The 14,752-nt window shown below is 47.4% G+C and carries 12 protein-coding genes and 3 tRNA genes; 5 read left to right on the plus strand and 10 right to left on the minus strand.

Going from position 1 to position 14,752, the window contains the following annotated elements; genetic code table 11:
- Positions 1–2: 2 nt before the first annotated feature.
- Positions 3–1,307, minus strand: coding sequence for an SWIM zinc finger family protein (locus AC5JBY_RS05250; protein ID WP_495903512.1), 1,305 nt, complete (start codon positions 1,305–1,307; stop codon positions 3–5).
- 109 nt (positions 1,308–1,416) lie between these two features.
- Here AC5JBY_RS05250 and AC5JBY_RS05255 point away from each other — a divergent pair, with 109 nt between their 5' ends.
- From AC5JBY_RS05255 to AC5JBY_RS05265, 3 genes are all read left to right on the plus strand, one after another.
- Positions 1,417–1,977 (plus strand): DUF6934 family protein, encoded by a 561-nt coding sequence (locus tag AC5JBY_RS05255; RefSeq protein ID WP_495903513.1) that lies wholly within the window; start codon positions 1,417–1,419, stop codon positions 1,975–1,977.
- A 49-nt stretch (positions 1,978–2,026) separates the two neighbouring features.
- The gene (locus tag AC5JBY_RS05260; RefSeq protein WP_495903514.1) at positions 2,027–2,188 is read left to right on the plus strand and encodes a hypothetical protein; all 162 of its coding nucleotides are present in this window, start codon (positions 2,027–2,029) and stop codon (positions 2,186–2,188) included.
- Positions 2,189–2,266: 78 nt separating this feature from the next.
- Complete coding sequence (locus AC5JBY_RS05265) at positions 2,267–3,232, plus strand: tetratricopeptide repeat protein (protein WP_495903515.1); 966 nt, start codon at positions 2,267–2,269, stop codon at positions 3,230–3,232.
- Between the two features lie 116 nt (positions 3,233–3,348).
- Here the strand turns inward: AC5JBY_RS05265 and AC5JBY_RS05270 are convergent.
- The 5 genes from AC5JBY_RS05270 to AC5JBY_RS05290 all read right to left on the minus strand — a co-directional run bounded on the left by AC5JBY_RS05270 (position 3,349) and on the right by AC5JBY_RS05290 (position 5,916).
- Positions 3,349–3,439 (minus strand) — tRNA-Ser (locus AC5JBY_RS05270).
- 39 nt (positions 3,440–3,478) lie between these two features.
- Positions 3,479–3,554: transfer RNA gene (locus AC5JBY_RS05275), tRNA-Cys, on the minus strand.
- Between the two features lie 7 nt (positions 3,555–3,561).
- Positions 3,562–3,634: transfer RNA gene (locus AC5JBY_RS05280), tRNA-Leu, on the minus strand.
- 396 nt (positions 3,635–4,030) lie between these two features.
- Positions 4,031–4,834, minus strand: a complete 804-nt coding sequence (locus AC5JBY_RS05285; RefSeq protein ID WP_495903516.1) for an alpha/beta hydrolase — start codon at positions 4,832–4,834, stop codon at positions 4,031–4,033.
- A gap of 182 nt (positions 4,835–5,016) precedes the next feature.
- Entirely contained in the window at positions 5,017–5,916 is a 900-nt protein-coding gene (locus tag AC5JBY_RS05290; protein WP_495903517.1) for a LytR/AlgR family response regulator transcription factor, read from the minus strand.
- An 88-nt stretch (positions 5,917–6,004) separates the two neighbouring features.
- On the opposite strand from AC5JBY_RS05290, the gene AC5JBY_RS05295 reads away from it, so the two are divergent.
- Positions 6,005–7,408 carry a DNA recombination protein RmuC gene (locus AC5JBY_RS05295; protein ID WP_495903518.1) on the plus strand — a complete coding sequence of 468 codons (1,404 nt, stop codon included), beginning with the start codon at positions 6,005–6,007 and terminating at the stop codon, positions 7,406–7,408.
- Positions 7,409–7,542: 134 nt separating this feature from the next.
- On the opposite strand, the gene AC5JBY_RS05300 is transcribed toward AC5JBY_RS05295, so the two are convergent.
- The 4 genes from AC5JBY_RS05300 to AC5JBY_RS05315 form a co-directional block, all read right to left on the minus strand.
- Positions 7,543–10,974 carry an ATP-binding protein gene (locus AC5JBY_RS05300; protein ID WP_495903519.1) on the minus strand — a complete coding sequence of 1,144 codons (3,432 nt, stop codon included), beginning with the start codon at positions 10,972–10,974 and terminating at the stop codon, positions 7,543–7,545.
- A complete protein-coding gene (locus tag AC5JBY_RS05305; RefSeq protein ID WP_495903520.1) occupies positions 10,958–11,539 on the minus strand; it encodes a DUF4194 domain-containing protein in 582 nt (193 codons plus the stop codon). Before AC5JBY_RS05305 ends, AC5JBY_RS05300 begins: the two co-directional genes overlap by 17 nt.
- Positions 11,536–13,011 carry a DUF3375 domain-containing protein gene (locus AC5JBY_RS05310; RefSeq protein ID WP_495903521.1) on the minus strand — a complete coding sequence of 492 codons (1,476 nt, stop codon included), beginning with the start codon at positions 13,009–13,011 and terminating at the stop codon, positions 11,536–11,538. The genes AC5JBY_RS05305 and AC5JBY_RS05310 overlap by 4 nt, the downstream gene beginning before the upstream one ends.
- Before the next feature lie 186 nt (positions 13,012–13,197).
- Positions 13,198–13,890: an arylesterase gene (locus AC5JBY_RS05315; protein ID WP_495903522.1), complete on the minus strand. Its 693-nt coding sequence runs from the start codon at positions 13,888–13,890 to the stop codon at positions 13,198–13,200.
- 172 nt (positions 13,891–14,062) lie between these two features.
- Between AC5JBY_RS05315 and AC5JBY_RS05320 the strand changes: the two genes are divergently transcribed.
- Positions 14,063–14,746, plus strand: a complete 684-nt coding sequence (locus AC5JBY_RS05320; RefSeq protein ID WP_495903523.1) for an ABC transporter ATP-binding protein — start codon at positions 14,063–14,065, stop codon at positions 14,744–14,746.
- Positions 14,747–14,752 lie beyond the last annotated feature (6 nt).

A 14,752-nucleotide genomic window follows, 5' to 3' on the forward strand; every position in this document is an offset into this window, starting at 1 on the left:
ACCTATAAAAATTTATACACGTTATTATGCCATACCCCAATCGGTAAGAACGATTTCTCTTTGCCGATCACAGCCATGTTCAGGAAAGCCCCTCCACTTAAAGACAGCAACTTCCATATATTCCTGAAATCAGATTCGATCAACATTAATTCATTCGAAGAGTCTTGTAGCCACCATTGCTGGTTAAATTGAACAGGCCTTACCTGCTCGATAATATAAGGACGCTCACTTCTAAAAGGCAGCCGACTGCTGAAATGCGTCTCAGCGGCTACTACCTCCTGCCAGTTGGAAAAGCTTTTATAAGACGAAGTAGATGAAGAGTTGATCTGCTTTTTAATAATAGCCCGCAGAGGAACGACAGAAGGATAATACACAAGTTCAGCCTCGATAAACAAGCCCGGCGTTAAAGATAAAGAAGTAGCCGCCTGGCCACGTACGAGAAACTGTAACACGAGCGCGTAAGCATTGGAATTGATGCCATACAACCAGTTCCTTTCAACAGTAATATTATCCTCCTCGGTAGTTTGTTTGCCCATGACGAGCCAGGTATCCAGAACACCGGCTTGCTCTTTTAGCACCTCTTGGTTTTGCGTAAAACCAATAGACGTACGTAAGTCTTGCTGAAGGTCTTCAGGCAGTTGATCGACATGAGTATAGCCAGAAATGACGAGGTAGATCCGCACCAGCTGATCGAGGAAATCAGATTGCCAGCCTTCCCGGTAAAAATTGATTTCACCCAACCCCTTTACCATATTGGAGAGCCCGGGCGCCTGTGCATCCACCATGCGGCGCGATATTGTTTCGAAATAGGCAGCCCCCTTTTCAGGGATGTTCAACAACCCACTCCGGATAATATCCTTCATCCACAACAACAACTCCTGGATGCCATCACTCACCTTCTGTTGCCGTGCCTGCTGCCGTTTGGCCTGAGCAGCTTCATCAACAGGCTTGTCCTTCTTCTCCGCTTGCTTCTCCTGCTTTTCAGTCCGCTTGCCCAACCATTCAGTTACCCAGTTGGGAGGTTCTCCAACAGAAAAACTACCCGGTTGTCGGGCATACAATAACAATAAACCAATCCCATGCTTGCAAGGAAACTTTCTACTGGGACAAGAACATTTAAAAGCAATATTGGAGAGGTCTACCTGAGTCTGATACGGCTTACTGCCACTGCCCTGGCATTCGCCCCACAGCGCAATGTCACTGGCGCCTTTACTCACCCACTTGTTGGGATTCGATAAGTCCTTACCAGATTTCTTGGATGATTCGTCAGGAGCTAAAGCCAAAACCTGTTCTTCGGATAACTGCAAGAGATATAATTTAAAAAGGGAAGTTATGTAAAAGAGGGACTAAGATAAATACCCCTCAAAATTTAATAATTCTATATTTTGCACACCACGCTTACCAAAACCTTTAACTATGGCCGCATCGCCCAAAATAGATTTCAATAACCTCTATGACATAGACAATATATCACCAGACCTGCGCGTCAGCACATTCAAAACAAAACTGGACAGCGGTCGCTCCCTGCCCTTACTCGTTAAGATCAGCAACCAGTCACATGCCCTGCTTCCCAACGTATACAACCTGTCCTTTGGACCCCAAAACGCAAAAGGAAAGATTGACGATAAGGCCGAGCTCACACATACAGATTATTCAAAAGTGTTTTCTACCATCTTGTTCTCCGCCCTGGCTTACCTGAAAACCAACCCCGACCATTACCTGGGCATCGATGGCTCAGACAATGCCCGCGCATACTTCTACTACCGGGCCCTCCAAAGAAATTTTAGCTACCTCAATCAGCATTTCCGCATGTTTGGCGTTAAATACTTCGTACGGATCACCCGCTTTGGAAAGACCCAGTACGACAACCCGTTTGATTTTGAAGATATTATGCCCTATCCCTTCCGAATAGAAAAAGGAGCGCAGATATCACAGGATGAGATGTACAACTACTTCATTTTCAACCTGAAGCAGTAACGCCGGAAGGTATTCAAAAAACCAGAAAAAGAACGTAAATTTGATGATCATGGAAAAGACAATCGAACGTAAAGTGGCGGCGCTTACCAAAAAAGCGAAGACAAGCGGTAAAAAAGCCGAAGCCAGAGTAGCGGTAAGTTCCTCCCTGCACCAGGTAATAAAAACCAAAGAGCAGGCAGCCCTTTTCATGAAATTATTGAAAGAAGCATAGCCAACGATATATTCCACACAATAAACCCGCCAAAAGCGGGTTTTTTTATGGGGTAACTAACCCCAAGACCGATACGATATGAAAAAGACCATACCCACCCTGATTTGCCTTTTTATCATTGCAGCACAAGCAACCGCCCAGAATTACCAGAAGATGTTGGACAGTGCGTCCAGCTACATCGAAGCAAGAAACTACGGCAAGGCCATCAATATGTACACAACAGTATTGAAAGCCGATACTTCCAACGCCGAGGCATACCAGTTACGGGGATTAGCCTACCAGGAGATAAAAGATTATGAAAGTGCCATCCGTGATTATACAAGCTGCATAAAGGCTAACCCCAGGTACTGGTTAGGCTACTTGCGCCGCGCCGATCTTTTCTCACGACTGGATTATTACGATTACGCGCTGAAAGATTATAACCTGGCCCTTCGTTGCACGGATTCCGCCGACCACAAAGAAGCGATCCTGGTCAACAGGGGACAGACAAAACACCAAATGAAAAATGCTGCCGGAGCAGTAGAAGACTTTGAAGCCGTATTGAAATTAAACCCTTCCAGCATAGCCGCATTGGTAAACCTCGGCGCCCTATTGCCAGATGTTGGCAGACCCAAAGAAGCCATTGCACACCTGGAGAAAGTAATAAAGCTGGATTCCACCTTTGAAGGAGGATACGGTAACCTTGCTTTTCTATATTCCGAACTGGGTGATTACAAAAATGCACTGGCGATCAGCAATAAATTACTATCCTTCAAACCCAATGAAGCATACGCCTTGAATAACCGTGGGTACATAAAACTTAAGCTCAACGATTTTGATGGTGCACTGGAAGATATTAACAACTCCATTCAGCAATTACCAGGCAATTCCTATGCCTTTAAAAACAGGGGAGAAGTATACCTCGCCCTTAAAAAGAACAAAGAAGCCTGCTCAGATTTTCAAAAAGCATTGAAGCTGGGCTTCACTGAGCAATATGGCGACGCAGTCGAAGAATTGGTAAAGAAGCATTGTACCGCACCCGTTAACACATCAAGAGTACAATAATTCAAGTGGGGCGTGAGCGATTCGAACGCTCTGTGTTTCTAATGTAGCAGATTTACAGTCTGCCGTAACGCCTCCATCGTTACCGACACCCCATTATAAAACAAACACTACGTAAGCGGAGAACGAAGGAATCGAACCTTCACCACACCTTTCGGCATGGAACATCTTAGCAGGATGCCGCAGCAAACCAATATCTGCCTGCTCTCCATTAACAATTATTATTACCAGTTATGCTAACCTTCCAGGAGAGCAAGACGGGAATCAAACCCGTGTTAAATTGGTTTTGCAGACCAATCCCGCTGACAACATTGGGTACTTGCTCATAGTAGTAGCCCCTGTGGGATTCGAACCCACACTACACTGTTCCTAAGACAGTCGCCTCTTCCGTTGGGCTAAAGGGCTGAACATGACACATCCGCTTCCAATACTCGCTCGCCTCTGGCGAGTGAGCCTATTTGCAAGCCTCCGGCTTGCATTCTAAATGGTGTTTCATCTTGACATGACATATCTGCTTCGGCGCTTAAGCGTCAAAGTAATCCTAAAGCAAAAAGCCCTTCAGGTATTGATCCTGAAGGGCTTTAATGTGTTTATGTAATGTGCTTACTTACTTGGTTGAAGATGCGCATACATACAACTGCCCTTCAGGCTGCTACTATAGCAACTGAGCGAGAGGGACAGTGAATATGTGTTATTGCGAATCATGTCACAAAAGTAATAAAAGAAATCAACTAACAAAGAAGAAGCATAAATAATTACAGAAAAATTATCAAAGATCATATACACGACCCTGTTAGAATATCATTTCAGCAATTGATCGATCCGCTTCACATACTCCGCAGCATTTACTTTCATGCCTTCCAGATGACCACCACCACAATACCAAAACGACTTGACACCAGTAGCAGCATTATAAACAACCTCCGCCTGATCGATAGGCGCCTCCTTGTCATCTTTACTATGGACCATCAACAAAGGAGCTTTACCAATTTGTGCAACATCAGTTTTTGCACCGTAAGGGCTCACGATAACCTGTTTGAGCATGGCATGCTGTTCCTTGGGGGCATAGTGCATAGCAATATCAGTGAAAGAAGCCATCGCACCTTCTAATACCAGCCCATCCACTTTGCCCACGTTATCACGCGCAATCTTCGTCGCGATCTGCGTACCGATCGAAGCGCCGAACACGATCACGCGGGTACCAGTCACTTCTTTCCGGTTCAACAAATAATCGAAGAACAGCTGCCCGTCTTTGCCAATATTCACGTGAGTAGGAGTACCGGTACTTTTTCCATAACCCCGGAAGTCGGTCATCAAAACCTGGTAGCCAGCATCCACCAATGGCCGCATCATATATAAATAAGAAGAGATGTTGCCACCAGCACCATGAAAGAATAAAACAGTAGCCTTGGGCTTACCGGCCGGCGTAAGGAACACACCTGTTAGGGAAACAGTATCAGTGCGCAGTGTAAAAGATTCTGCGTGTAGCGTACTGTCAATAGGCCTTACGTTCTTGGACGGGAAATAGAACTTGTCATCAAACTGGGCAACAGATACCAGGCAGATCATCAAAAACAGCGGCAGGAAGAATAAAGACTTTTTCATATTTAATTTGATAGTTTGTAAAAGGGGAGGCATAATCGCCGGTGTAAAACTACACCCTGCAACTACCCTTTGCCAAATGCATGGGGCCACTTGCATGCCCTTTGGGGTGAATGGAACGATTCACTATCAAATGATTACGATTTAGTCGAGTGCTGGGGCGAATGGCTGCATGTTGTAAGCGATCAGGGAACAATAGACTGCAGTTTTTCCCGCAGCTCGGCATTCAGGCTCCTCGATACGGGGATGGTTTCATCCATCGATTCCAGGTGAAGCCGGTACCCCTGAGCTGTCCCACTTACGGCTGAGATAGCCGCCAGGTTCACGATGGCCGTCCGGTGGCAGCGCCAAAACTGCGCGCGGCCATCCAATAAACCCTCCAGCCTTTTTAGGCTGCTGCGCAGGATCACGGCCTTCAATTGACCCGAAGACATAATATATAACTTACAATAATTGTCGGCCGAAGTGATCGCCAGCAACTGATCCGGAGACACGGTCACGGGTTCCTTTCCATTCTCCGCCGTCAGCGTAATCAATGCCGGCTCGGCAACAACAGGGACAACAACAGAGGAGACGACAGGCGCCTCCTGGTGCAGCACCTGCGTAAGCGTATTGGCCGACTTCCGGTATCGCCGCAACAGCCGGGCCTGGTTGATCATAATACTTACCGCGGCCGGTGCCATGCCCACCACAGCCGTATCGAAAGTCACAAGCAATACATTCCGCCAGCTGAACGAGAAAGAACCCCATATAGCGATCACTCCCATATTAGCCAGGGCAATGGTGATGATAATAAACAAAGTCCACAATAGCTCCCGCCCAACAGTCCACCCCTCCTCCCGGAAAAAACGGGGAAACAGCGGAAACAAAACAAAGAAGTGGAAAAGGATGACGACGAAGACGGTCACGCCACCCACCAGGCCAGTGGTCAAAGCCTGGATCGTATTCTCATGTTGGTTAAAAGGTTTAAACAAGAATAAGAACAAAAACACCACCACACTGAGTAGGGTAGCCACCTTAAGCTGGCTGCCCCTGCTCTCGGGCAACGGATACGGCTTATTGAACAAAGAAAGTAGATAACTCATCACTGCAATTTTAACGACTCGCACCAATTACCACAAAAAAATTATCCCACTAAAACACGTAATATCGTACCGCTTAACAGATACCGCCATGACAATAACCTATATACTCCTCGCAGTAGCGATCCTGCTGCTGATCATTATAACCATGCTCCTGGTAAAAATATCGGGGGCAAAAGATAACAGCCAGCTAACAGATATCCGCTACAAAGTAGATGGCGTGGCCAACGAAGTCAGCCGCATAGAAGCTGCCGTGAAATCGGAGATCAGCATCAACAGAGCAGAAGCTAATACCGTTAACAGAGATACCCGCGCAGAACTCTCGAGAGCATTACAAGCCTTTGGCGAACAATTATCAGGCATCACCAAAGAAAGCGCCGCCCGCCAGAAAGAACAGCTCGAAGCCTTTTCGAAATCACTTACCGATTTCAACACCACGCAAAAAGAAAACTTCTTTGCACTCCTCAATAAACAGGCCGACCAAAATACAGCGACCTCGCAGCGATTGGACCAACTAAGAGAAACACTGGAAAAGAAAATAACAGACCTCCAATCCGGCAACGAAAAGAAGCTGGACGAAATGCGCGCCACAGTAGATGAGAAACTACAAAAGACTTTGGAAAGTCGCCTGGGTGAATCCTTTAAGCTGGTGAGCGAAAGACTGGAAGCAGTACACAAAGGATTGGGCGATATGCAGCAGTTGGCTACCGGCGTAGGCGATCTCAAACGTGTATTAAGCAATGTAAAAACCCGTGGTGTGCTGGGCGAATACCAGTTGGAAAGTATTCTCGATCACATCCTTACCCCTGATCAGTATGCCAAGAACGTAAAGACAAAAGAAGGCTCCAATGCCTTGGTGGAGTTTGCAGTTAAGCTGCCTGCCAAAGGCGATAACCAGAAAGCACTGTGGCTGCCGGTTGACTCAAAGTTTCCGAAGGAAGATTTTGAACTACTAACAGACGCTTACGAAAAAGCAATACCTGAAGCCATTGAAGAACACCGCAGCAACTTTATCAAGGGATTAAAGAAATGCGCCTTCGATATCTCCTCCAAATACATTGACCCACCCAATACGACAGACTTCGCGATACTGTTCCTGCCATTTGAAAGTCTGTATGCAGAAGTGTTGCGCACACCGGGATTGTTCGAGTCTTTGCAAAGAGAATACAAGATCATCATAACCGGCCCCACCACTTTATCGGCAATACTAAACAGTTTCCAGATGGGCTTCCGCACCCTCGCAATCGAGAAAAGGTCCAGTGAAGTATGGCAGCTATTAGGCGCAGTCAAAACGGAGTTTGGCAACTTTGGCGGTATATTGGAAAAGACACAGAAGAAACTACAGGAAGCCAGCAATGTCATCGATCAGGCCAGCACCCGCTCCCGCGCCATCGAAAGAAAGCTTCGCAACGTCCAGGAGCTCCCCGCTGACCAATCCACCACCCTCCTCGGCGGCGTGATCGATTCAACCCCCGAAGATCAGAGCGAAGAGTAATCTCCTTATTTAATAATGTGTCAGGTCAAATGCGTAACCTGTTTGTGAAGCAGAGGATTTCGAAGTAAAAGGAATTGCCCGGTCCCTTTAGGGCCGGGATACAAGGATCCAATATCTATTGGGCTTTAGCCCAACTATGCCTCGGCAACCTTTTTCTTGCTCATAAACTTCTCCCGGTCCTTCTGAAACTGCATAATACTCATGTCGTATACCACACTATCCCGGTGATTCCTGCGATACACAAAATGCACCTTGGAAATATACGGCTCTACAATCTTCACCTCATCAGCCTTGGCAGGAGAAACCACCATCAATTGCAAGTGCAGCTGCCGGCATAAGTCCATCAGGTAGCGCGCCTTCTCCTCATCCTGGCGACTGAACGCTTCATCCACACAAATGAACCGGAAAGAGCGCGTTTCATAACCTTCACTATGAATGCCAAACTGATAGGCAATAGCAGAACCAAGAATGGTATAAGTAAGCTGTGCCTGCTCACCACCACTTAGCTTTTCCGTACCAGTATAACTACGGTGGACCGTTTGCTTGTCTTCAGCCTTGATTTCCTTTGCCGTAAACTTCAGCCAGTTCCTTACATCCAACACTTCCCGGCGCCAGTTCTCTTGCTTGGTAAGGTCATCCAGCAGTTGCTGGATTTTGATGAAGCTATTTTCAAGGATACTGTCATCCTGCGTTCGTTGATACTCGGCGAGGTTGGGCTTCCAATTATTGAGTTGATACTTGAAGTCTTTGATCTGTTGGTTCAGGTCCTCTTTACAGTCGAGCTGAATAAACGTTTGAGGGTTCTGCCGGTAAGTGATACTCTTCAATGCCTGGTTTAGCTTGCCGATATTGTCTTTGATCTTGGCTGCTTCCGCATCGAGGTTCTCTTTGAAACTACTCATCCGGTTGATCATCTCCTCATTCAGGTACTTCTTGAAACGTTGCCGTTGATCTTTTAGCTCCTCTTGTTGCAACCTGTTGAGCAATACAACATATTCCATCACAAACTCGGCCCCTTCACTGAGAGAGAAAGTATCATTCTTCCAATCGGGAAACCGTTGATGCAGCGCCGCATCATCCGGGTTCTTGAACTTACGCATCGCTTGCTCCAGGTGACGAACCGTAGTATTTACATCGCCACCATAAACATCTACCTTTTTGCGGATAGAAGTGCGGATTTGGTTCTGCACCTTTTCCAACACGTCGAGGTCGATGGTATAATCGATTTCTTCCTTTACATAATGCTCTATCAGCGGAAGGTGCGCTTCCACATCGGCACCAGCATAGCGACGTTGAATATCAGTAGCACGCTGCACAGAAAGATTCCAGGCATCAACCTGTTGCTTCAATCCACCTGACTTCTCAGTCAGCCTTTCGTTTTCCTGACGCAGCTGCCGTAATTCTTCCCGGAGCACCTGCTGTTGCTTGCGTAGAGCATCGAGCGCTTTATTACCCTTCTGCAGGTCTTGCAGTTGCTTGGTCACTTGCTGAATAGTGGTAGTAGTAGCTTTCCAGTCGATCGCCTCAAAGTCCTTGACACCGAGAATTTGCCCGAGCGTCTTTTGCTTTTGCTCCACCTCTTTAATGGCTGCTTCCAGTTTCTTGACCTGCCGCTTACTCTCGTCGATTTGCTTTTCGATCTCCGCCAGGTCTTTCACCAGTGATTTGATCTTGGGCGTATTGTCCCAGCCCAATACATATTGCTGACGTCGCTTGGCCTCCGGACTATCATTCTTCTCATGCCGGTGTTTATTCTTCGTAAGACCCTGCACGGTTATGGCCCGGTCGTACTGCTGCAGCAACTTCACATTTTGAACAGCCGCATAGTTGTACGACTGCAGCAGTTGCTCATACACCCAGTTGCCATAAGGAGAATCCTCTTTGATCTCCAGCTTGTGCAGGATGCTTTCCTTATCCGCCTTCATCATGCGGCCAAGACCTTCATCCTTATGATAGTGATGATATACAACGCGGCCACGCAGGTCATTCTCATTGATGAAGCTGGTAGCCTGTTGATAATACTTGGTAGGGATAATGAGCCGCAACGCAAAGCCATGCAACAGGTTTTCCAGCGCAGGCTCCCATTTACTTTCCTCCGGCAACACCTGGATCAGTTCACCGATGAAAGGGATCTCGTCAGCCGAAGCGCCACAATGCTCCAGGATTTCCGCCCTGATCTGCGCTACTCTGCCCGTAATATTATTCTTTTGTTGACGCAAAACATCGATCTCCTTTTCGAGCAGATCATATTCCTGTTGCTGCGCCAGCAGCACGTTTTCCGATTTAAACTGATTACGTCGTGCAATAGCAATTTCATTGTCCAGGGAAGACAGCTGTTGCGTCGATTTTTCCTGGTAGCGCTCCAGTTCCAGCTTGGAAGGCTGAATGCCATAACCGGCACCGCGCAACCATTCATTCAGCTTATCACTTTGCTCCTGCTGTTGCCTCTTCTTTACCTCCAATTGACGAAGCTGGTTTTCAAGATCAGCTATCTGCCGTCCGATATCACTGTTGCGGATATCACTGTCGATCTTCCGTTCGCGTTCATCCGTATTAGCGATATCCTGCTCCAACTCTTGTTTCTTCTTCTTCGCAGCACCGAGTTGCAGGTTGGTCTCTTCAATTACTTCTGTCAGTAGCTTACTTTCCAGGGAAGAAAAGTAATACGGTTGTATCTGTTGCAGGTTCTCGTAATACTTGGATTGCTTGCTGAGCTCCTGTTCTTTCAGGAATAAGTCCTGAACAGGCAACAGCAGCTCTATCTGTTTCACGGTTTTTTCGATAGCCGTGTGCGTATCACTCAACGTTTTAAACTGCTCCTTCAGGTTGATGAACTCAAGCTCCATGTCATTCTCCTCCAGCATTTGGTTGCGGATAAAGTCATCCAGGCTACCGAGGATCTTCAAGCTGATCGTTTGGTTGAACAACATCTGCGCCTTCTCACTCCGCATCCCGAAGTAATGCCGCACCTTCTGGCTGTATTCCTTGGGACCGTCGAAGAACTCGATCAGTTCCTTGCTGCCGCGCTTGGGAAAGCGTTGTCGCAACACTTTCTTCCAGTTGCCCTGCGCATCGAAGTGCCGGAAGTCTTCCTCTATAGTCAGCTCGGCATGGGCGATCATGAAGCTCTTCTTCAGCTCACCACCGTTGAACCAGCGGCATTGAACAAGCGTCACAAACCGGTCCTCATTTTTGAAAGTGCCAAGAACAATAGAATACGTCTTCGATTTATCATTGCGCAGCCGCTGGGCTGTCTGAATACCCGTATCACTATCGGTCTCCTCACCATACTCACCCAGCACATAGCTTTCCTCACTACGTTCATTCTTGGTCTTTCCTTCCGCACTTTGGTTAAAAGACCGCATCCGGCGCTCCGCCGCCAGCAACGTCAGCATCGAGTGCACAAGCGTGGTCTTACCACTACCATTGGCGCCAGTCAACAAACTGTTCTCTCCCTCCGGGCTGATGGTATACACCACCCCGTCGAAAGTTCCCCAGTTGTACAACTGCATCTTGTGCAATCGAAAACCAGCCTTGCTGCTATCAGTACTAAACAGACTTAGCATCTTCTTTCAGTTGATTTAAAAAATCCAGGCACACATCATTACTAAAACGAGCTTTGATGATCGTGCGCACTTCAAACGTGTCCTCGTCCCGGTATTGGGCATCACTCTCTGTTATCTTGATATAGCCCAGGTCCAGCACCTGGTTGATATAACTGTCCAGGTCCTTGAGCAACTTCACCTTATTACTCTTTTCCTTGAAAAACGTTTCCAGCTCGGCACGCAGTTGCTTACGCTTCAGGTAAAAACGTTTATTCTCCGTATTGCTGATCTCGAAATCATCCAGCAGCTTGCGCAGCAGCACACACAACAAGCTCACTTCATACGTCAGCGGGCGGCGGCTGATGAGGCCAATCGTAGAACCCCTGTCATCCAGCTCAACCTGACGAATAAAAGCATAACCATCCTCTTTCTGGATCACGGTGTCGAGCCCCAGCCCATTGAAATGCTGCGTAATTTCTATCTGGTATTTTAGCAAATTATTCCAGTATTCCTGGTCATCACTGTACACCGGACCCCTCAGCAACTGCACGATCGCTTTCGCGTATGGTAGCAATGTCACACTCATTTATTAAAAATAATTTGAGGTAAGCGTAAATGTTTCCGCTGCGACTGGTCAAACAAAATATCTTCAGTAGCCCCCTCGTTCACAGCGTGTTTATCATATTGTTGGATCAACGTAATATAAGCCAGCAATTCAGCAAGCCCTTTCTTGAGCGGGTAGGCTTCCACCACTTCCTTCAGGCTCACCTGCGATTGCTTCTTCAGTAAGCTCTGAATGTTCTTCAACAACATGCCTTTATCGATCTGCTCGTCATTATACAAACCCGAAAGAGCGGTAGCTGCATCCAATTGCATAGAGGCAGCTTTTGGAACAGCGTCAAACTTACTTTCCACTGGTTTCTCTCCCGGTTTTCTTTCCAGCGGCATCTTGATATCTGCCCGGTCATCAACAGTGATATAAAACTCCCGTTCAGATCCCGGCTTCTCGATACGCTGAATAGCTGCCTGAAACACCTGCTGCAAAGTTTCTTTCAAAGCCCGCCGGTCAGCCTGTTCCTTTTCAGCAACAATGCGGCTTAGCTTATAACCAAGCAGTTCATTGGTGTCCAATACCTTCTTGGCAGCATAATGCAGGCGCGTCTTCAACTTGCGCAAGCTCTGATGTTCAGTAGTAACCTGGTGTGTTTCCAACACCCGGTACACGGCATCAGTCAGTAAGTTTAATTCCTCCTGCTTTTCATCATTCATCAGGAACATCCAGAAAGCATAAAAACTCTTGCCCTGATCATTATTACGCAGTTCATCGAGCGCATCGAAGGTGAGCTTCAACAATTGCCCCTTGGTCAGTTTGGCATCAGCATGCTCCAGGCTGATCTGTCGATATATATTCTTGAAATTGTCTTCTACTTCTTTGAAATCACCGGTCAGTTCATTGCTGAGTCGCACGATCTCTTCCCAACGGCTTTTTACCTGGTAGCCTTCAAAAGTGGAAGCAGTATTACTGCGTTTAATTTCATTGATCTGTTGCTGCAGCTCCTTCTTCTCCTTTTCCAGTTGCAGAATGCGCTCATCGGGATTACTGTTACTGTTTGTTACCAGCGCCTGCAGTTTTTGGAACAAGTCTTCAAACTTGCTTTCCGTACCCACGAATTCCCGTTCCTGCAAAAGATCATACATCTGGAAAGCCTTGGCCGTATGGCGGCTTAGCTGGTACATTACCTGCTTACTGCTATCGTCGATAAAATTGTGCAAATAGGCCTCATCCGTCCAGCGGTTGATATAATTCCGGGCCTTGTCTTCATACGAATAACCCAGCTCCCGGACGGCCGTTTCCTGGTCGGCGTCGGTATAATCGATCTCCTGTAGGTAATTGGCGAGGTGCTGGGTGAGGTCAGCACTGCTGATGTAGATCTTATCAGCGTCCCTGAAGGCAGTATGTAAGAAGCTGAGGATCAATGCCGCATTGCCCGTTCGCAACAATTTCAGCGCCACAGTATCCTTAATAAACTTCTGGTAAGTAAAAAACGGATGCGTCATTCCACAAAATGGTGTAACGACAAATCTAAGCATGTATTCGGCTCAGCGATCACTTCCGGCCAAATGTGGATTATATGCTTATACCAGTGGGGAAAAAGAAATATGACTGTGTAACCGTCCGGCGGCTCTAAGTCGCCAGCCTCCGGCTGGTGACGCCTATTTTCAAGCCTCTGGCTTGAATCCTATTTAAAGCATCCCATTCAACACTTGCCAAACATTCTCCGCCACAATCCGGGCGCCTTTGGCAGTGGGGTGAATACCATCAGCCTGGTTAAGTTCCGGGTTGCCACCTACACCTTCCAGCAGGAAAGGGATCAAGGCAACATTATTCTTATCAGCCAGCGACTTGAATACAGCCCTGAACTCACCGGCATACTTGCTGCCCATATTGGGAGGCACCTGCATGCCAGCCAATATGATCCTGGCTTGAGGATATTTTGCTTTCACGCGGTCAATGATCTCCTGTAAGTTCTTACCAGTCTCACTCACGGGTATGCCACGAAGCCCATCATTACCACCCAGCTCCAACACGAAAATGTCAAGCGGCTGTTGCAGCAACCAGTCGATACGACCTTTACCACCTGCAGTAGTTTCACCACTCAAGCCGGCATTCACCACCTTGTAAGGCAACTTCAGCGAGTCTATCTTTTCCTGGATCACAGCCGGGAAAGCCTCCGTAGGATCGATGCCATAACCGGCAGTAAGACTATTGCCAAAAAACACAATATGTTTAGCCGAGTCAGTAGCTACAGTAGAAGAATCAGCCGCCGCTTTCTTATCGGCAGTAGTAGCACCATTGTCTTTGGAGGAAGAATTGTCTTTGCAACCCGTTAATGCCAGCACGCTCACGATGCCGCTTATCAGCAATATTTTCAGCATATAAATATTTGATGCACGATTTATAGTTCCGTTAAACATGTAGCGCCTTTTTATGTTCGTTTAATGGTGTATTTTCAAGGAAGTGGTGAACCACGAGCCTTCAACAACAATGCCTGTAAATTCTGTGCCGGTAATGGTAATATAACAATGATCGGCACGACTAAACAAACTTATGGAGACTATTCTGAATATCCGGAATTTAAGCAAAACTTATCAGGGAGGTGGACACACCCTGCATGTCCTCAATGACATCAACTTTTCAGTAGAAGCAGGTTCCACCCTGTCGATCGTTGGACCTTCCGGCAGTGGAAAGACAACCCTGTTGGGCCTTTGCGCCGGGCTCGATCGTGCCAGCAGTGGCGCCGTAGAGCTCAATAACATCCGGCTCAACGAATTGAGCGAAGACGAACGGGCACAGGTCCGTAACCGCTATGTAGGGTTCATCTTCCAGAACTTTCAATTGCTGCCCACGCTTACAGCATTGGAAAACGTAATGGTACCATTGGAGCTGAGAGGCGAAAAGAATATACGTCCACGCGCCATGGAGCTGCTGGACAAAGTAGGTCTGGCCGACCGGGTACACCATTACCCAATGCAATTGTCGGGCGGCGAGCAACAGCGCGTATCACTGGCCCGCGCTTTTTCCAATGCACCCCGCATACTCTTTGCCGATGAGCCCACTGGCAACCTCGATGCAGAGACCAGCGATAAGGTTATCAAGCTCCTATTCGACTTGAACCAGGAAGCCGGCACCACCCTCATCATCGTTACCCACAACCTCGAATTGGCCGCCCAAACAAAGCGCATCATCAGGATCAAAGGCGGCCACCTGGTAGGAGACGAACGGAACAACTAATCAGCA

The sequence above is a fragment of the Paraflavitalea sp. genome (genome assembly GCF_059502485.1).